The organism is Colwellia piezophila ATCC BAA-637 (genome assembly GCF_000378625.1).
GTDB classification, from domain to species: Bacteria; Pseudomonadota; Gammaproteobacteria; order Enterobacterales; family Alteromonadaceae; genus Colwellia; species Colwellia piezophila.
In genome coordinates, this window is record NZ_KB905162.1 from 1 (window position 1) to 20,696 (window position 20,696).

General features: G+C 38.6%; 13 protein-coding genes and 1 other RNA gene. 10 read left to right on the forward strand and 4 right to left on the reverse strand.

Going from position 1 to position 20,696, the window contains the following annotated elements:
• Positions 1–66 precede the first annotated feature (66 nt).
• Together ssrS and F580_RS0105910 are read right to left on the reverse strand one after the other, a co-directional pair.
• Positions 67–248, reverse strand: a non-coding RNA gene (gene ssrS, locus F580_RS25915) — 6S RNA.
• Positions 249–417: 169 nt separating this feature from the next.
• Complete coding sequence (locus F580_RS0105910; RefSeq protein WP_019026775.1) at positions 418–726, reverse strand: cell division protein ZapA; 309 nt, start codon at positions 724–726, stop codon at positions 418–420.
• Positions 727–1,144: 418 nt separating this feature from the next.
• Between F580_RS0105910 and F580_RS0105915 the strand changes: the two genes are divergently transcribed.
• The 9 genes from F580_RS0105915 to F580_RS0105955 all read left to right on the forward strand — a co-directional run bounded on the left by F580_RS0105915 (position 1,145) and on the right by F580_RS0105955 (position 15,173).
• Positions 1,145–1,747, forward strand: a complete 603-nt coding sequence (locus F580_RS0105915) for a UPF0149 family protein (protein WP_019026776.1) — start codon at positions 1,145–1,147, stop codon at positions 1,745–1,747.
• Between the two features lie 186 nt (positions 1,748–1,933).
• On the forward strand, positions 1,934–3,319 hold the full coding sequence (gene pepP, locus F580_RS0105920; RefSeq protein WP_019026777.1) for a Xaa-Pro aminopeptidase: 1,386 nt from the start codon (positions 1,934–1,936) through the stop codon (positions 3,317–3,319).
• 138 nt (positions 3,320–3,457) lie between these two features.
• On the forward strand, positions 3,458–4,768 hold the full coding sequence (gene ubiH, locus F580_RS0105925) for a 2-octaprenyl-6-methoxyphenyl hydroxylase (protein ID WP_157443015.1): 1,311 nt from the start codon (positions 3,458–3,460) through the stop codon (positions 4,766–4,768).
• Between the two features lie 480 nt (positions 4,769–5,248).
• The gene (locus F580_RS0105930) at positions 5,249–6,556 is read left to right on the forward strand and encodes a UbiH/UbiF/VisC/COQ6 family ubiquinone biosynthesis hydroxylase (protein WP_019026779.1); all 1,308 of its coding nucleotides are present in this window, start codon (positions 5,249–5,251) and stop codon (positions 6,554–6,556) included.
• 474 nt (positions 6,557–7,030) lie between these two features.
• Entirely contained in the window at positions 7,031–8,119 is a 1,089-nt protein-coding gene (gene gcvT / locus F580_RS0105935) for a glycine cleavage system aminomethyltransferase GcvT (RefSeq protein WP_019026780.1), read from the forward strand.
• 271 nt (positions 8,120–8,390) lie between these two features.
• Complete coding sequence (gcvH, locus tag F580_RS0105940; protein ID WP_019026781.1) at positions 8,391–8,780, forward strand: glycine cleavage system protein GcvH; 390 nt, start codon at positions 8,391–8,393, stop codon at positions 8,778–8,780.
• A 275-nt stretch (positions 8,781–9,055) separates the two neighbouring features.
• Entirely contained in the window at positions 9,056–11,950 is a 2,895-nt protein-coding gene (gene gcvP / locus F580_RS0105945; protein ID WP_019026782.1) for an aminomethyl-transferring glycine dehydrogenase, read from the forward strand.
• A 115-nt stretch (positions 11,951–12,065) separates the two neighbouring features.
• Positions 12,066–13,733, forward strand: coding sequence for a P-loop NTPase fold protein (locus F580_RS0105950; RefSeq protein ID WP_019026783.1), 1,668 nt, complete (start codon positions 12,066–12,068; stop codon positions 13,731–13,733).
• Between the two features lie 753 nt (positions 13,734–14,486).
• The gene (locus F580_RS0105955) at positions 14,487–15,173 is read left to right on the forward strand and encodes a hypothetical protein (protein WP_019026784.1); all 687 of its coding nucleotides are present in this window, start codon (positions 14,487–14,489) and stop codon (positions 15,171–15,173) included.
• A 239-nt stretch (positions 15,174–15,412) separates the two neighbouring features.
• Here the strand turns inward: F580_RS0105955 and F580_RS0105960 are convergent, their stop codons facing one another.
• The gene (locus F580_RS0105960) at positions 15,413–16,174 is read right to left on the reverse strand and encodes a spermidine synthase (RefSeq protein ID WP_019026785.1); all 762 of its coding nucleotides are present in this window, start codon (positions 16,172–16,174) and stop codon (positions 15,413–15,415) included.
• 889 nt (positions 16,175–17,063) lie between these two features.
• Between F580_RS0105960 and F580_RS25425 the strand changes: the two genes are divergently transcribed.
• Positions 17,064–19,442 carry a CHASE3 domain-containing protein gene (locus F580_RS25425; protein WP_019026786.1) on the forward strand — a complete coding sequence of 793 codons (2,379 nt, stop codon included), beginning with the start codon at positions 17,064–17,066 and terminating at the stop codon, positions 19,440–19,442.
• Between the two features lie 560 nt (positions 19,443–20,002).
• Here the strand turns inward: F580_RS25425 and F580_RS0105970 are convergent.
• A complete protein-coding gene (locus tag F580_RS0105970) occupies positions 20,003–20,341 on the reverse strand; it encodes a TehB family protein (protein WP_019026787.1) in 339 nt (112 codons plus the stop codon).
• Between the last annotated feature and the right edge of the window lie 355 nt (positions 20,342–20,696).

Below are 20,696 nucleotides of genomic sequence, written 5' to 3' on the forward strand. Positions count from 1 at the left end.
CGTGTGCTTTTCTAGAGAGGGTGCGGAAATATCGTTGATATTGGATTGTTCTGAAAAGAGAGGATAGTCGCTTCCAAGGTGCCGTAGCTAACTTTAGTCCTGAACACCGTGTGTTCAGGGCGGAAATATCATGCTAACCGTAGGCTTCCCGATACGAGCCGGGCTTGCACAATAGCTAATAGTCAATTTCCTAAGGTAAAACTTATCGGCTCAGGGACATAGATCGCATACAAACACCCCAGAAGACAATCCTAGTATAGCGAAAAAAATATCATCGAATAAGCTTTTTTTTGTAATCTTTTACTAAGTGTTTGGTAATTATTCGTTATGTTTTATTTTTAAGCTTTAATTATCTTTTACTAATATAGCGAGATAAAAAACTTATTGAAGAGGTAACAAAAGTTAAGCGATTAATGCTTAAGCGATTTTTTTCTTTAGTGGGGAAAGGGCTTGTTCAATAGTGGATTGCAACAAAACAATTTTTTCTTGGTTATCGTGTTGCTCAACTTTTAATTGTTGTTGAGTTTTTAATAAATCGTTAGCCAAATTCAAAGCTGTCATTAATAACATTTGCTCAGGTGTACTGATCGTTTTGCTCGCGCTAGCTTTTTTTAAGCGTTCACTTAATTCTTGTGCCGCAGATAATAAGGCGGTTTCTTGCCCTATTGGACAAGCAATTTTCAGCTTGCGATCAACTATGTTGATTTCTACGGTGCGTTGCGCCATTTACAAAGAATTCCAAGTAATATTAATAATATAGCCATAATGATATTTTTTAAGCTATTATTTCCATGATAACGAGGCAAAGCTATCTATGCAAGGAAATAGCGCGGTTTATCGCCATTTTATGTTATACCAACCCCTTTAAGTTCATCATCAACTCAGACTTACGCTACGCAAGACTGAGCAAATTAAGTTTTTTTACTAACGAGTCCCCTAGGGCGAGTCTAAAAGTCTTATATGCTGTGTTATTGATTTTGACAAGGGAATAACCATTATCATCAATAAATGCCTAGCCTCTAAGCCTTTTAATTCTCGCTGAGCAGTCAATAACTTAATGGACTTGGTATTATTTTCCTTTTCTGTCATTTTCGCCAGTGATACCATTACTTATATAACTTCCCGCAATAATAGAAAATAAATCATGACTGAAACAAGTTCAAACAAAGATGCCAACACTAGCCTAATAGATTTTCCCTCTATGCAAGCCATTTTGACTAGCGAAGGTGTTGAGTGCCATGCCAGTGAACTCCATGGTGTTTTAACTGGCTTGGTTTGTGCCGGTTTTGAATTTGAAGACCAAGGTTATATGACCATGCTTAATGATTTATTCAATGAAGGTGATGGTTTCCCTGGGTCAGTCAAAACAGCGCTCAAGCAAATGTACAGCGAGCTGTGGAGTAGTATATTAGATGATAACTATAGTTTTAACCTGTTATTACCCGATGACGACGACACTATGGCCGAACGTGGTCATGCCTTAAGTACTTGGGTGCAAGGCTTTAATTTTGGCTTTGGCTTACAACAAAAAGACACGCCTGTTGTCTCTGATGATGTTAAAGAAGTACTTACCGATTTTGCCGAAATTGCCAACTTATCTGATGAAATGGAAGAAGATGAAGATACTGAGCAAGCTTACTTTGAAATTGGTGAATATGTACGGATTTCCGCGTTATTGTGTTTTAGCGAACTAGCGACACCACCAAACCGTGAAAGTAAGAGCGCAGATAAAAAGATAATTCACTAATTCAGCCAAGCATTAATACTAGTTATTAGTTATTAGTTATTAGTTATTAGTTATTAGTTATTAGTTATTAGTTATTAGTTATTAGTTAAGAGTTATTAGTTACGGTTAACCAATAACTAATAACTGTATGTCGTTGGTAAGTGTTAGCAAAAGTGAGCACAACAATAAATAGGCGCGAGTAATTACATGAGCACTTCACCGTTAAGTAAAACACCGTTAAATAAAGCAGCATCAACAAAGTCGCCTATCAGCCAGTTACCGTTAAGTGACTATGACCAGCATCGCGCGGCATTGATGGCAAAAATGCCAAATAATTGTATCGCATTATTTCCTGCTGCCAGTGAGCTAACCCGTAGTAATGATACCGAATATGCTTTTTGCCAAAATAAAAACTTCTTTTATTTAACCGGTTTTAATGAGCCTGATGCACTATTAGTGTTACTTAAAGATGAACAGGGCAGCGCAAAGTCTGTTTTATTTTCATTACCTAAAGACCCTTTACATGAAATTTGGCAAGGACGTCGTATTGGCCAAATCAAAGCCGTTGACGATTATGGTGTTGAGCAAAGCTTTACGTTGAGCGAAATAGATAGCTTGATACCAGACTACCTTGAAGGTAAAAGCCAAGTGTTTTTTGGTTTTAGTGATCACAACTTTGCTGCGCAAGTATTTACTTGGTTAAAGCAAGTAAGCAGTAATATACGCCAAGGCGCGAAAACACCGACTAACTTAACCGATAGTGATCCGCTTGTTGCTGAGTTACGATTAATTAAAACAACGAATGAATTGGCTTTAATGCGCCACGCTAACCATATTTCAGGGTTAGCGCATCAACGCGCCATGCAAAAGTGTCATGTGGGTAAGTTTGAATATCAAATTGAAGCCGAAATTCTTCATGAATTTGCTCGACACGGAGCTCGACACCCAGCTTATGCCAGTATTGTTGCCGGTGGTGATAACGCCAATATCCTCCATTACACCGCCAATTGTGATGTATTGAACAACAACGAGTTATTACTCATCGATGCCGGTGCAGAATTAGGGGGGTATGCTGCCGATATCACCCGTACTTTCCCCATTAACGGAAAATTCAGCACTGAGCAAAAAGCCATTTATCAACTGGTACTGGATGCTAAAAATCTGGCTGTTAATGCGATTAAACCCGGTATGTCTTTTGCTAAACTGAATATATTAACCAATGCATTCTTAACGCAAGGCTTAGTTGATTTGGGCATATTAGAGGGTGATTTAACCGAGCTTATTAGCGAGAAAAAAGTAAAAGATTACTTTATTCATGGTCTGGGTCATTGGTTAGGTTTAGACGTGCATGATGTTGGTGACTACCATATCAGTACTGATAGAGAGCAACTACGCGCTTTTAAAGAGGGCATGGTGATGACCATTGAACCGGGTATTTATATTCCGTTAACGGATTTAAGTGTCGCGGAAAAATGGCGCGGTATTGGCATACGCATTGAAGATAACATCGCCGTTACCAAAGATGGCTTTGAAAACTTTACCGTTAACTCGCCACAAACCATTGAAGATATAGAAGAGTTAATGCAAAAATAGCCTAAAGAATGTCCTTGATTACGTTCTTGAACCTGACTTTGGTAAATAGGTAAATTCGTTAAGCCAAATCAATAAATCATCCGTCATGGTTAAGTAAAATAACCTAAATAAAAAGACAAAAATACAAAGATGCACGCTATGCAAACCACGAATCAACATTTTGATGTCATTATCTCAGGCGGCGGCTTATCGGGCAGTTTAATGGCGCTAAGCTTGAGTAAACTGACCAAAGCTGATGGGTGCTTATTATCCATCGCTATTATTGAAACGCTACTGGTTAATCAAGCAAGCCCCGCAGATGAAAATGCCTTATTTGATGGCCGCGTTTTAGCGCTATCTCACGGCAGTGCAAACTATTTGGCTAAGCTTGGCGTTTGGCAACATCTAAAAAATGATGCTTGTGCCATTACTGACATTGATATTTCAGACCGTGGTCACTTTGCTAAAGCTAGATTAACCGCCAAAGAGTTCAGGGTTAATGCCCTAGGTTATGTCATTGATATGGCGCGTATTGGTAAAGCACAATTAAAAGCATTGGCTCAAAATACAAAAGATAATGTCCATTGGTTTAGCCCTGATTCAATAGTCGACATTCACTGGCAAGATCAAGACGAAAATTCAATAGATAAAAGCCAAGTAAAAGTTAGCTTAAAGTCAGGTAAAACCTTATCAGCACAACTGCTGCTAGGCTGTGATGGCGTGCAATCACCAGTGAGAAAACTGGCCAATATTGAAGTCAGTTGTGATGATTATCAACAAGTCGCGCTCATTGCCAATGTTTCAACCAGTAAAGCCCATCATAACAAAGCGTTTGAACGGTTTACCGAACAAGGTCCAATAGCGATGTTGCCCTTAACCCCAGTGCAGCCGTCAACGCAGTCAGCTATTGAGTCACTAAAAGCTAATACCAGCTCATCAACTGCTGGCGTTTCTCGTTGTTCATTGGTTTGGACCATGACACCTGAGCAAGCGCAAGAAATTAACAAGCTTGATGATGAAGCTTTTAAAATTGAACTAGAACGCGCTTTTGGTAGTTATCTTGGCGCGATCACCCATGTGGGTAAACGAGATACTTTCCCGTTAGTGTTATTACAAGCTCAGCGACAAACCTATTTTCGCATGGCGCTTATTGGTAACGCCTCACACACTATTCATCCTATTGCCGGGCAAGGTTTCAACTTAGGCTTGCGCGATGTTGAGGTGATGGCTGACTTAGTAAGTAAAGCCTTAGCAGCAGAGCAAGATATTGGTAATTTTGGTTTACTGCACGCTTACCAAGTGAATAGGACGAAGGATCAACGGCAAGTTATTCAATTAACGGATTCACTGGTGACATTATTTGCCAATGATTTACCACCACTAGTGCTTGGCCGCAATATTGCGTTACAGGCACTTAATTATCTTACGCCGCTTAAAAAGGCCTTGGTTAAGAAGACTATGGGTTATTAGATATGGGGCAATTAGTTTAGCCTCATTAATTTGAAAAACATAGAGAAAATACTGGATCCCCGATCAGACACTTCGGGGATGACGGCTGTGAACGTTATGTGTATTTGCTAGTTTAGAAAATGATGGCTGTGAACATTATGTGTACTTGCTAGTTTAGAAAATGACGGCTGTGAACATTATGTGTACTTGCTAGTTTAGAAAATGACGGCTGTGAACGTTATGTGTACTTGCTAGTTTAGAAGATGACGGCTGTGAACGTTATGTGTACCTGCTAGTTTAGAAGATGACGGCTGTGAACGTTATGTGTATTTGCTAGTTTAGAAAATGACGGCTGATAAAGTCTCACTGGTATTATGGTCATCCCCGTGGTCACTTAGTCGGGGATCCATGTGGCTTTGCTTTTTGTCACGCCCATGATTATTCCCATGAGCAATTAACCGGGAGTCCCCGTGGCATTATTTGAATTGAAGAAGAGAGAAGATGCAAAAATTTGATGTGTTAATTGTTGGTGCCGGTATGGTCGGTTTAACGCTGGCGCTAGCGCTGCGTAAATCAAGCCAGCTAAAAATTGCTCTGGTCGACACTGCGGCCGTGACCGAGCTTGATGAAAGTATCGATGTTCGAGTCAGCGCCATCAATGTTGCCAGTAAAAATATCTTTGAAAATTTAGCTGTGTGGCCAACAATAGCAAACAACCGAGCACAAGATTATCAGCACATGCATGTCTGGGATAAAGCCGGCTTAGGTAAGCTCGATTTTTCTGCACAGGACAGTACCAGCTTGCCACCGGAAGATAACTTGGGTTGGATCATTGAAAATAAAGTGATCCGCCACGCATTATGGCAACAAGCACAGCTCGATGAAGGTATTCATTTTTTTACCGACCATAAACTTGCCAGTATCAGTCATGGTGATAGTGAAGTTTTTGCTACTTTCGAACAGCAATCCTCTACTCAACACTCATCAATCAGTACACCGACACCACCTATAATCGCTAAATTGATTGTTGGTGCAGATGGCGCAAATTCTTGGGTTCGTCAGCAAATGAATATGGCGATGATCTTTAAAGATTACGATCACCATGCCATTGTTGCGACAGTCGAATGTCCTCAAGGTCATAAAAACACCGCTTGGCAGGTATTCTTACCGACAGGGCCATTAGCTTTTCTCCCGTTAAAACAGAGCAAGTCGACTGATGCCTCGGTATCGACCAGTGATTTATGCTCTATTGTATATTCCACTTCACCTGATGAGGCCAAACGCTTAACAGCCCTCGATGCTATTGAGTTTGCTAAAGAGTTAACGGCAGCCAGTGATGGCAAGTTAGGTGATATTAGTCTTAAAAGTGAACGTTTTACTTATCCGCTTACCATGCGTTTGGCGCAAGATTTTGTTAAAGACCGGGTCGTACTTATTGGTGATGCCGCTCATACTATCCATCCATTGGCTGGGCAGGGTGTTAACTTAGGTCTTCTTGATGCCGCCGCATTAGCGCAAACATTAACGGCTAAACTGGTTAAGCATGAAGAAATAACGACTGAGTTTGTTAATATCACCGAGCTTAAAGCATTTTCACGCTGGCGCAAAAGTGAAGCCACTGAAATGATTACGGCTATGGCCGGTATTAAACAGGCATTTAGCCCACAGCAATCACCGATTAAATTATTGCGCGGTATCGGTATGAATATTCTGAATAATTTTGCTCCGGCTAAACATCGCCTGATAGCACAAGCATTAGGACTCAAAGCAGATCTTCCGGAACTTGCTTATAAAAAAGACCTACTTTAACCTGAGCTCGGCTTAACAAATGTTTTTCTAGCAGCTATTTTATCTTACTTCTGCGTTAAATTTACTTGCAATAGACCAGCTATTGACGCGAAATTTGCCTTGAATTAAGAAAAACTATCAAGCTAGAGAGGAGGTTGGGATATTTGTAATCATATATCAATCAGTTAACTATATCTTAAACCGAGTTCAGGTTACTTTAGTGTCGTTGGTCACAGAGTCACAATGATCACTAGCCCGTCTGAGAAAAATAAAAGCGAATAACCTTATTGGCTTTTATTTGCTCTGTCCCCCGAACATCAAGATAATGATGGTGTTAATTTCAAATAACCACGGATTTACAAATATAATTCTGATATTCAATAAAACACGGGTTTATATTTTCAAACTGTTAGTTTTATTGTTGAATCAACGGTGAGTGACGGCTATAATCAGTCAACTTTGATAATTCCTTTTGATCACTCTTAGGTGGAACAGATGACGAATAAAACAGTATTACATGCCAAGCATTTAGCTTCAGGCGCAAAAATGGTTGATTTTTATGGCTGGGAAATGCCTATTAACTATGGCTCTCAAATTGAAGAGCACCATGCGGTAAGAACAAATGCCGGTATGTTTGATGTTTCACACATGACCATTGTTGATGTGCAAGGCACTGACGCAAAAAGCTACTTACGTCGTTTAGTGATTAACGATGTTGCTAAGTTAACTGTCCCAGGTAAAGCACTTTACACCGGTATGTTAAATGAAGCAGGCGGCGTGATTGATGATTTGATCATTTACTTCTTCTCAGACACTAACTACCGTTTAGTGGTTAACTCTGCGACCCGTGAAAAAGACCTTGCTTGGATGACTAAGCAAGCTACTGGTTTTGATATTACTATTACTGAGCGTCCTGAGTTTGGCATGATTGCCGTACAAGGCCCAGAAGCTATCGCTAAAGTCGGTACTCTACTTTCTGCAGAAGAAAGTGCTGCCGTTGAAGGCATGAAGCCATTTTTTGGTGTACAAGTAGGTGATTTATTTATCGCTACTACTGGTTATACTGGAGAAAATGGTTACGAAATTATCATTCCAGAAAATGCTGCAGAAGATTTATGGCAAAAATTACTAGACGCTGGCGTAGCGCCATGTGGTTTAGGTGCTCGTGATACTTTACGTTTAGAAGCTGGCATGAACCTTTACGGTTTAGATATGGACGAAACAGTTTCGCCAATCGCTGCTAACATGGCATGGACCATAAGCTGGGAACCAACAGACCGTGACTTTATCGGTCGCGACGTATTAACCGCACAAAAAGCGGCAGGCGATCAACCGAAATTAGTTGGTTTAGTACTAGAAGAAAAAGGTGTGCTTCGTACCGCTCAAAAAGTTATTACTGAAGCTGGCGAAGGCATTATCACTTCAGGTACATTCTCACCAACATTAGGTCACAGTGTTGCTTTAGCGCGCGTTCCTCGCAGCGTAAAAGTAGGCGATGTGGTTGAAGTTGAAATGCGTAAGAAATTAGTTAAAGTTACGGTAACCAAGCCAAGCTTTGTTCGTAATGGTAAAAAAGTATTCTAATTCATCCGTCATACTAGTAACCACAGTTTTATTGTCGGCATTGACATAGCACATAACTTAGTAAAATTAATTAAACTAGGCTCAGCGCTACGAAATTTGACAGCTTCACTGTGATTACTATTATTTAGGATGCGTTAACTAGTACATAAATATTATTATCTAGCAGCTTTTGTGCTATATAAATTACAGAAATTTAATCTATTGATCTAATCAAGTATTTGGTCAATTTACTAATCAACTTACTAATAAAGTAAGAATAGGAAGAATAAAAATGAGCAACATTCCTTCAGAATTAAAATATGCAACATCTCACGAGTGGGTTCGTCTTGAAAGTGACGGTACTGCTACTATCGGTATTACTGAACACGCACAAGACCTTTTAGGTGACATGGTATTTGTTGAATTACCAGATGTTGATGATTCAATTAGTGTTGGCGATGATGTTGCCGTAGCAGAATCAGTAAAAGCTGCTTCAGATATCTACGCACCTGTTTCAGGTACTGTTATTGAAATCAACGAAGAACTAGAAGATGCACCAGAGTTACTTAACTCGGATGCTTTTGGTGGCGGTTGGTTATTTAAAGTTAAACTTGACGATGCAAGTGAGTTAGAAAACTTACTTGATGCCGAAGGTTATAAAAACTCTATCGACGCAGACTAGTTTTTATCGGTCGTATTCTAAATTTTATACTGCATTGTCAGCGTAATGAGTTTTCATCACTTAGTACACTAAGCTCAGAAAACTCATCACTTGACAGCTTTGTCTAAAATCAGACTACTTACGATAATCGCACTCTTAAGCCTCTCTCTTTTATAAGAAGCGAGGCTTTCTTTTATGCTAAAAAGCATAAAAGAAAATCGTATTGTTACACCAAGCTAAAGCTTGCTGATATTTTTTAAACTTACGTAATTTACCTAAATTTAAGTGAAACTGTTATGACTTCAAAAGTAATTGTTAACTCATTATCTGAGTTAGAGCAAACTCAAGATTTTATCCGTCGCCACATTGGTCCTGATGCAGCGCAAACTCAAGCCATGTTAAATGACATCGGCGCAGAATCTGTTGATGCCTTAATTGACGAAATCGTGCCGAGTGATATTCGCCTTGCTGATTTGCCAAACATTGAAGAAAGCAAAACCGAAGTACAAGCACTCGCTGATTTAAAAGCGGTTGCTAGCTTAAATAAAGTAAACGACACTTATATTGGTTTAGGTTACTACGGTACCTTAACGCCAAACGTCATTTTACGTAACGTATTGGAAAATCCAGGTTGGTATACAGCGTATACGCCGTATCAACCAGAAATTGCTCAAGGTCGTTTAGAGTCATTATTAAACTACCAACAAATGTGTATTGACCTTACCGGTTTAGACCTAGCTTCTGCTTCATTATTAGATGAAGGCACAGCAGCCGCTGAAGCCATGGCATTGGCCAAACGTGTTTCTAAAAACAAAAAATCTAACCTTTTCTTTATCTCAGAAGATGTTTTCCCACAAACCATCGACGTTGTTAAACAACGTGCTGAAATGTTTGGTTTTGATATTATCATCGCTCCAGCTAATGAAGCTGCAGAGCACGACATCTTTGGCGCACTTATCCAATACCCTGGCGCTTCAGGTGAAGTCACTGATATTAGCGAGCTCATTGCTAAAATTCATGAGAAAAAAGGCATTGTTGCAGTAGCAGCCGACCTTATGAGCTTAGTAATGTTGAAGTCTCCAGGTGAGTTAGGCGCTGATGCTGTTATTGGTTCAAGCCAACGTTTTGGTGTGCCAATGGGTTACGGTGGTCCACACGCGGCATTCTTCACCACAAGCGACAAGTACAAACGTTCTCTACCAGGTCGTATTATTGGTGTATCAAGAGATACTCGTGGTAACGCAGCACTGCGTATGGCCATGCAAACGCGCGAGCAACATATTCGTCGTGAAAAAGCCAACTCAAACATTTGTACCGCACAAGTATTATTAGCCAACATGGCAGCGTTCTACGCGGTTTATCACGGTCCTCAAGGTTTAAAAACTATTGCTAACCGTATTCACCGTTTAACTGACATTTTATGTTTAGGTACAGCGACTAAAGGGCTAACAGCAGTTCACGCGAACTACTTCGATACTTTAACCTTTAAAGTCGATAACAAAGCAGAAATCATCAAACGTGCTGCCGCGGCAGACTTAAACTTACGTACAGATGTTGATGGTCAAATTGCTGTTTCTTTAGATGAAACTACTACGCGTGACAAGCTAGCGACATTATTTGATGTCTTATTAGGCGCAGGTCACGGTCTAAACGTAAGTGATTTAGATGATAAGATTGTTGAATGTGGTCATTCTTCAATTCCAGCTTCACTAGTACGTGAATCTGAAATACTAACCCACCCAGTATTTAACTCGTACCATAGCGAAACAGAAATGCTTCGTTATATCAAAAAACTTGAGAACAAAGATTTAGCATTGAACCATTCAATGATCTCTTTAGGCTCTTGTACGATGAAGTTAAATGCAACCGCGCAGATGATCCCAGTATCATGGCCTGAATTTGCTAACATGCATCCTTTTGCTCCAGCTGACCAAGTTGTTGGTTACAAAAAAATGATCGACCAACTAGGTGACTGGTTAGTTGAGTTAACCGGTTACGACAATATTTCAATGCAACCAAACTCAGGTGCTCAAGGTGAGTACGCAGGTTTAATCGCAATTGTTAAATACCACGAAAGCCGTGGTGATTCGCATCGTAACATTTGTTTAATTCCTTCATCAGCACACGGTACTAACCCAGCGTCAGCGCAAATGGTTGGTATGAAAGTTGTGGTAGTAAATTGTGATAAAGAAGGCAACGTTGATATGGCCGACTTAACAGCGAAAGCTGAAGAGTTAGCAGATAACCTTTCTTGTATTATGATCACGTACCCGTCGACTCATGGTATTTACGAAACTACGATTGCTGAAATCTGTAACATCATTCATGACAACGGCGGTCAAGTTTACCTTGATGGCGCGAACATGAACGCACAAGTAGGCTTAACGTCACCAGGTTCAATCGGCGCTGACGTTTCACACCTTAACTTACACAAAACTTTCGCTATTCCACACGGCGGCGGTGGTCCAGGTATGGGTCCTATCGGTGTTAAGTCACACCTTGCACCTTTCCTTCCTGATCACGCACTAGTGACAGTGAATGACGAAACTAAAGGCAATGGCGCGGTATCAGCGGCACCATTTGGTAGTGCGGGTATCTTATGTATTACTTACTTATACATTGCTATGTTAGGTAAAAAAGGTGTTACTGACGCAACTAAATACGCAATCACTAACGCTAACTACTTAGCGACTAAACTTAGCCAGCATTACCCAATTTTATACACTGGACCTAATGGCCGCGTAGCACACGAATGTATTATCGATTTACGTCCAATTAAAGCGGATTGTGGTATTACTGAAGTAGATATGGCTAAGCGTCTGATGGATTACGGTTTCCATGCACCAACTATGTCGTTCCCAGTAGCGGGCACGTTCATGATTGAACCTACGGAATCAGAGTCTAAAGTTGAACTTGACCGTTTCATCGAAGCGATGGTTTGTATTCGTGATGAAGTACGAAAAGTTGAGTCAGGTGAGTGGGCATTAAACGACAACCCATTACAGAATGCTCCACATACTTTAGCGGATATTACTGATACTTGGGATCGTGGTTACACGATTCAAGAAGCAGTATTCCCAGTACCAGCGGCAGCAGCCAACAAATTCTGGCCAACGGTTAACAGAATTGACGATGTATATGGTGATAGAAACTTAATATGTTCATGTCCTCCGGTTGAGTCTTATAAATAGTCATAACTAGTTGATATAGAATAATAAAAAGCGAGCTTCGGCTCGTTTTTTTTGTTTTAGTGAATAGATTCACATGTTAACCTATTTAAATCATGATTTTTTATAGGGTTCATTTATGTCAATTGGATTGGTTAAAGAGCAGATTCACACATTTCTAAAGAGTAAAGAACCTGAAGTATTAGCTATTAAAGGTCGCTGGGGTATTGGAAAAACTTACACTTGGGACAAGTATGTAAAAGAAATAAAAGATGATATTGAATTTAAATCATACGCTTATGTTTCTCTTTTTGGTCTCAACTCTTTAAATGAGCTGAAAAGAGCTATTTTTGAAAACACTATAGACACCAAAATAATTGGTCAAAAACCTGACGTTTTTACTTTTAAGAAGAACTACTTGAGCTTAGTTAAACAACTTAGTCGAAAATCAGCAGGTTTTATTAAAGGTGTTGCGAAACCTATGGCAAATGCTGTTTTAAAAGGTTCAGGCTCAGGATTAGAAGAGGCTTTTAGTTCCTTATCTTTCATGTCGCTAAATAAGACTGTAATTTGTTTTGATGACATAGAAAGGCATAGTGAAAGTTTAAAGCTCAAAGATTTTCTAGGTCTAGTTTCGTTTTTAAAAGAGCAAAAGGATTGTAAAGTCGTCATCCTACTCAACGAAGATGCCAAAGACCTTCAAGATTACTTTACATATAAAGAGAAAGTAATCGACAAGCAACTTCACTTTGAACCAAGCGCTCTAGAGTGTTTTGAATTAGCTATCGAAAATCAGGACCAATATTTACACATTCGAGATTGTTGCCTCAAATTGGATATAAAGAATATTCGCGTCCTTAAAAAAATTGAGCGCCATTCCCAAGAAGTGTTAAGTCTTATTTGTGATTATCACGACGATATTAAATATCAAATTGTTCACTCTGTTGTAGTTTTTAGTTGGTGCTATTACTGTAAAGGAGAAGATGTCTCTATACCTTGCTTCAATTTTGTGAAGCAAAGTGGCATCAGAAAATCAGGAGGAAATGTTGATGAAACAAAGGCAAAAGAATGGAATGCAACACTGAGTAGTTATAAATATATGCTGACGGATGAATTAGACTTAGTTATTGCAGAAAGTATTGAACAAGGTTTTATTCACAAAGAAAAGTTGATAGCACTGTGTGATGCAAGACAATTTGAATTAATGGCTCAAGAAAGAAGTGAGGAATACTCTAAAGCTTGGGGTGTCTTTCATGGTTCATTTAATGATAATGCAGATGTGGTTGTCAATGCAATGGAGGCTGGTTTGAGAGCTTCGGTTACAGACTTATCGACCTCTCAATACAGTAAAGGAATTGAGTTAATTCGAGATCTAGGTTTTTGTAATAAAGCTAATGAATTAACTGAATTCTATATTGAAAAAATGGAAGGTAAACATGAAAAATTCAATATGAAAAGCATGGAGTATCACCCATTTGGTGTTGATGGTGAGGAGTTTAGAAATAGATTGCAAATGGCTTATGAAAACTTAAAAAAAGTCGATGCGCCTATGGACATTTTAGACCGGTGGAAAGGAAAGAGCTCTTATAATACTGTTGATGCTGAAACTCTTGGCAAGCTCAACAAAGAAGAACTCAAAGCAATGTTTAAAGGCTTTGAGGGGAAAGACCTCACCGATTACATTAGAGTTTGTTTATTATTGGGCAATAGCAGCCCTGAGCTTATGAAAAATACTAGGGAAGCTTTAGTAGAAATAGGAAATGAAAGTCCTTTAAATAAACAACGCCTATCTAAATTCGGGCTTTAAGTTTGATTTGTTAAATAATAGGGGTCAGAGTAAATTAAAATGTTTTGTCGCGGTGGCGACGGCACCCAAGGGGCGTTACACGCCAAAAGCCCCTTGGAACCCCATGGCGCTGCTAACAAACGTATCCCTCAATTCTCTCAAGTGTGTTCGACGTAACAGCGCTGATGGCACATCCATGTGCCGACAGCGCTTTGTTCATCATCCCTGATGAACATACGTGAACACTTTCATTCATTTCAACGTTTGTTCAAGCAGACTTGGTGCTTGTTTTTCCTTTCGTATATCACTTCATTGTTTAGAAAGTGAAGTAATCTCAGCTAACACTTATTCCCATCTCAGCAATTCAATCACCAACTAGCAAAGGTAGGCCTCGACCCGAGACAGGACGTCGAGGGCTGCCGTTGTTCATGGACGATAAATCGGCAGGAATCGTGGTTTACGCTAGTTGTTGATTGAATGTTCTGCTGAGTTGGGCGCCGCAGGGGTTCCAAGGGGAGGCGCGGCGGCACGTCGCCCCTTGGGTGTGGTCGCCACCGCGACGCCAGAAAGAACATGAAAGCTCCAAAAATGGCGTTGAACACCAGCAATTGCAGAATATACAATTGTCACTGCGACGCCAAGCAGGGGGGAATAAACTCTACGGCTATTATTTGGGAAAATAAAACTGTAGATAACAAAAAATCATATGTATTTTACATGTAAGATAGAATAACTTTGCTTTATATTGAAGATAACTAAGGGAATATTATTAATATGGGAAAGTACTTCTATTTGATTTTAATGGGGATATTAGGGATATCTATTTCAGCCTTTGGTTTTTACAAAGGCGGTATAACTTTAAGTGAAATAAGTCAATTTGCAGCTGGAAAAAAGTCATTTAGTGAAGTGTTTGTTGAATCGAAGATAAGAGTTGGCGATCCAGTTTTAGTTTCTATAGAAAAGTCATATTTAACTATTGAAAGTTACAATAATATTCGTGAAGGATGTGCGAAATTAAATATGGCGGGCAATTTTGTTAGAAATTATGTGGCGGATTTTATAAGCCTGAATATCCCATTAAATCAACAAATCAAAAGTATTAGACTGTTAAAAGAATACGATAGTTTTATTCTATCTAAATTTATTATTGTTGAGTTTAAAGCTGGTTCAAATACCAAAAAGAAATTTACTTATATCCGCAGTAATAAAACTGATTGTGACTCCTCACTCCAGATAATGTCAGACATAGTATTCAAAATCGCATCAGAATCTTCTAAAAATAAAATAAAGAAACTATCAGGTTTTGTAGAAAGTAAATATATCAGATTTTTTGAATATGAAAATATTGTTGTTTCTTATCCCTTTATTTTTTATTTTGAAAATGGAAATTTATTTGATTTCAAATATGTTAATTCAGGTGAGAGTCTAAAAGCTTTAGACTATTTTGATAAAAACACTTAATAAATAGGGCGAGTAAGTTTTAACAGTACTTATTAACTTATCAGGCCACCCATAATAACTTGCTCTTATCACACAAGTGTTTTAAAAAGGACAGCAATAACTACAGCAATAGGAATTGATGACCCGTTATCTGAAAATCATTAAAAGTTTTCGCTCTGGCAGTTACAGATATGACGACTAACTTTGAAGCAGAACTTGTTAGCTTCAAAGCAAGCGTTAAGGAAGAAAAATGGCCATCCTCATAAACCTTGTCTATCACAGAGTAATTTGGCATAGCGTTCCATCGGAATGTTCATTTTTTCTTGCAACCATTTACCTTTAGTCATTAGTTCTTCTCTTTTTATCAAAGGGATGTCATTTTTGAATGCGAGTACGATCGTATTTCCACTTTCAACTTCAAAACTGAGTAGTCTGTTTTCAAATTCTAACTCGAGTAATTCATCTAACTCTTCTCGTGATTTAAGTGCCGTGTGCCAGATATTGAGCACGAGGACACCTTGCTTGTTGAGTGAATTTTTACAATCACGCAAGTAGGATGATTGTATTTGTTTTGGTTCCATGCCTTGTGAGTTATATAGATCTGAAAAGATAATATCGCTTTTCATGTCAGTGTTTTTAATGTAGTTCACCGCATCGTCTATATGAATGACGAGGCGTTCCGTGTCGGGTAAGTAAAAATATTCTTTTGCGGTCTTCGCCACTGCTTCTCGGTATTCAATCGCGTGTATATTCAACTCAGAGAAACTACTGAGCAGGTTCTTTGCCATTGAGCCTGCGCCTAGTCCCATGATGGTGGCTGTTTTTAACCTAGGGATAAAAAACAAACCCGCCATCATGGCCTGAGTGTAGCTGAGATCTAATCCATGAATATTATTTAGTTTCATGGAACTTTGATAGATTTTCCCATCAAAGCTGAGGATCCGACTGGTCCTTGTTTGGTAAACATAAACTGGGCCGTGCTCATCTGCTGTTGATGATATACAGGTCCCTTTGATATCCATAGTATTTTTAATGCCTTCTAAATTCGTGTATATAACTGGCAGGACACTATAACGGAAAAGAGGGCAAGCGGAAAATTGTTATGGTCAATTCATTAAACAGCAAACACCCACTCATATGATACGTCAGTGTCAACACTAGTATTATCAACAAGTTAAAACATAAAGATAAGAAACCTACGCTTTAACCTACATTTTGAATTCTACATCCGTATGAAATAGGCACATGATCTGAACACCCTAATTATGGTGTTATTCAGACTAAAATGACTATATTCGTATCAACAGTGACCAAAAAACGCCTTCAATATTTACCTTTGCTAAAGACTCCTATGTGGTAAAAGTGAGCCTTAACTTTTAACCAATGAAAAGTGAAAAATAGTTTACTGCTAATGACTTCTTGGTGCGCTTAGTTGACTAAAACAGAAATCCAACTAACGTCAAGTGTATGTTCATAAAGCGGACGCTCTGTGGTTACAGGATCAGTTTTTCAGCTCGATGTTAATTATTGCGTCCATTGCAAACGCTGTCAGGCCGTTGAGTGCCATTAACCGTCATTCGCTTATGGATATGAAACGTTCACTTTTGCCACCAAGGACTAAATTTATTAACTGAAATCACTCAAGATTATGTGGGTCATAAGTACGTAAGTGGACATAAATATTTGACAGTATATGCACAGTTTTTGGGCACAGCGCAGGTAAGTTAATCATATGATGCCTATACGGTTACAATAAACTTTAGATATCAAAATCAATGAAGTCCCTCGAAGACATAGCCAATAATAATATTTCTACTATGATACTAAAAGAATCAAGGCAATTTGATTTGAATATCTAGTTCAAGAGTCTCGATCAAATTGGATTCACTAAACTTCAATATCAGAGAAATTATGAAATTTAGAACAAAGCTATTTTCAGGTAACGCCATAATATTGATGCTTATGATTGTTATTTCAAGCATTGTGTATACCAGCATAAATACTCTCGTCGAGAACTCAGGCTGGGTCGAGCATACACACCGAGTTATAGGCAATGGCAAACAGCTGGAAAAACTTCTTGTAGATATGGAAACTGGTGAAAGAGGTTTTCTGATTACTGGTGAAGCACAATTCCTCGAGCCATATACACGTGGAAAATCTGAATTTAACAAGCTAATGTCTGAAACAAAGCAGTTGGTCAGCGATAATTCCTTGCAAGTCACTCGCTTGAAAGACATTGATGCAAAGGTTAACGCGTGGATTAAGAAGGCCGCAAGCCCTGAAATTTCTATGCGAAATGAAATGAATAACAATACTACGACCATCGATGACGTAACTGCGTTAATTGAAGAAAAGACAGGTAAACACATATTCGACAATATTCGAGAACATTTTGAATTGTTCATCGAAACAGAAACACAATTACTGCGTGAAAGAAAAGCCGATGCCGGTTTATTGGATGCTAGCGCGGTCCAGTTGGTAGAACACACTTACAAAGTGATAGGCAAAGCTAAAGACCTGCAAAAACTACTGGTTGATATGGAAACCGGTGAAAGAGGGTTTCTGATTACGGGTAAAACGGAGTTCCTAGAACCATATACGCAAGGAAAACTTGAGTTTGATAAACTCGTGATCACTACAAAGAAATTGGTTGGTGATAACCCTGCCCAGGTAGCGCAATTAGAAAAAATTACGGCTCTTGTGAAAGAATGGATTTTAAAAGCAGCAACACCTGAAATCGCGATGCGACGGAAAATGAATGAAAATACCGTCACTATCAAGGATGTATCTTCTTTAATCAAAAAAGAAACGGGAAAAAATATTCTGGATGATCTTCGGGAGATGTTTGATAAATTTATTAGCACTGAGACTAAATTGCTGTTTGAAAGAGAGCAAGAAACTGAAAATACCGCAGCTCAAGCAATTTTTACGACGATCATTGGAACCATAGCCGCTATTATTATTGGCGTAATAGTCTCTTTATTAATCAGTCGATCTCTTATGACGCAAATAGGAGGTGAACCCGATATTATTGCTGATATTTCCCAAGAAGTTGCCAGTGGCAATATTGACATATCATTCCAATCTCCAACGGTAGGCATCACTGGGATTTATGCCTCGTTGATTAATATGATTAATACCTTTAAAAATATTGCGGATCAGGCTGACGCCATTGCCAATGGTGATTTCTCGGGTGAAATAACAAAGAAGAGTGATAAAGACCGCCTTGGAAATGCTATCCATAAAATGAAAAATCAGATAGCAGAACGGACCTTGGCAATGGAAAAAAGTAATCGAGTTATCCAGGGAATACTCGATACCGCAGTGGATGGAATTATTTCCATCAGCCCAGAAGGGATTATTCTAACGGTGAATAAGGCCACTGAAAAACAATTTCTGTATAGTTCCGTTGAACTCATCGGCCAAAAAGTCAATATACTGATGCCAGAGCCTTATAAAGCTGAACACGATGGTTATTTACGCACCTATCGGCGCACTGATATAAAGAAAATAATTGGTGTTGGTCGTGAAGTTGTTGGCCTTAGAAAAGACGGTTCAACATTTCCGATGTTTCTGTCAGTTGGTGAGATCAAACAAAAAGAGGGTGTTATTTATACCGGTTTTATAAGGGATATTACGAAAGAAAAACAATTTGAAGAAGAATTAAAGCGTTCCAATGCTGAATTGGTTTCACAAAATGAGTTCAAAACTCAAGTCACAAGAGTAACCGAGCTGACGCAAGGAGTCACCGATTTACAAGTGATGTGTGATGCTATTATTTCTACAATGGCGCAAATAACGCAATCAGCTCATGGTGTTTTTTACGTTACTGATAGCTATTCAGTAAATAATAACAAGTTGACCTTGGTAGGAAGCTATGCGGCTGAGAAACGAAAATATAACTCCGTCACCATTAATATAGGCGAGGGTTTGCTTGGTCAATGCGCCAAAGATAAACAACCTATCTTGCTTACTCACGCTCCGGAAAATTATGTCAAAATTATTTCTGCATTGGGCAAGAAAGAACCTAATAATATAATGATTTTTCCGGTGTTATTTGAGCAACATTTGATGGGAGCAATCGAATTGGCATCCTTTCATGAGTTTTCAGAAAGTCATCAGAACATTTTGGAAGAAAGCGCCAAAAGCATTGGTGTTGCAATCAATAACCTCAATAGTCAGATGAAAAATAAAGCCCTTCTTGAGGAAAGTCAGCAACAAGCAGAGGAATTACAAACCCAACAAGAAGAGTTAATGAGTGCCAATGAAAGCCTTATAAACAAGGTCTAATGTTAAAAATTTCAGAAGAAGAATTGAAGCTAAGACTGCTGACCTTAGATCCGTCTATAAGAAACTAGATAATATAACTGTAGCGCATATCCGACTTCAAATTTAAATCGGCATACGTCAAACAGGCTTTAGCAATTTTGTCGTATGTTGAAAGCCATCCATTGAACAATAATAGTATGATTTCAACCGAGATCTCATGTCAGGAATATGGAAAAAAATTGTCTTACAAATTCATCTGTATTGTCAGCTATTAATCTAACTGCGAAAGTTATGATATTAATACTTACTTACTTACGCTGTAAGCACTAAGTGATCCTTATTCTTCAACGGTTGAACGGCTGTTGTTCGCTCTTTACAGTCGGTCATAACGGCTAAAACTTGTATTTTAACAATAACATCATGTATTGTAGTTATTACAAATAATTGAGGTAGCCAAGCGTCCGCTTTCAGATCATAAACCGAATACCCCAAGCGGTTTGATTTTTGGCACTAATTTCTGTTAGTGCCAATGTTCCCTTAGTACACACAGAAACCAGATGGAACTACAAAGACATATCAAATTAATCGTTACGTTCAGATAAGTTTTGTTTAACAATATCTGATTTTTTTTGCGCATAAAAATCGACATGGAATTCGGTATCTTCTGTTAAAAATTCAACTTTATGCCAATATTCAGGTGGTGATATAGCTGTTTGCCCATCTTCAATGATAATTTCTTGCTCGACTTCACCACGACGTTCAGCAAAACCAAAAAACTTTAATTGGCCTTTTGTGACACAAATTTTCCCGTAAACACCAGCTTTGGTATTGTGTAAATGTAAAAACATTTTTGGGATATTAGTTTTAGTAAAACATGGTGTGGATTTGTAATTAATAAAATCGTCTGGAATAGATGGCATGATTTTCCTTTAAAATTTAAGTAATTGTTATTGAGTATTTTACTCACAGAATTAGTCATTAGTTCAATAGAATTCAGAAACTGAGTTAACTTGAACAACATTAGTCCACTGTGAACTACCCCCTCACTTCGCTTTGATAAGCTTTTTTATCGGCCCTACCTAATCTAGGTAAAGTGTATTTTGTTTTTCAAAAAAACTCAACTCTCATTCAGATGTCCCTGTATAGGTCGTATTTCCAATTAACGCAAAATAATTTATGGGGCTGAAGCCAGATGAAATATAATACTTATGCCGGCTATCTCTGGACACTTTTAGAACAATATTGAAGCAGTTCTAACTACAATTTTAAGATTGT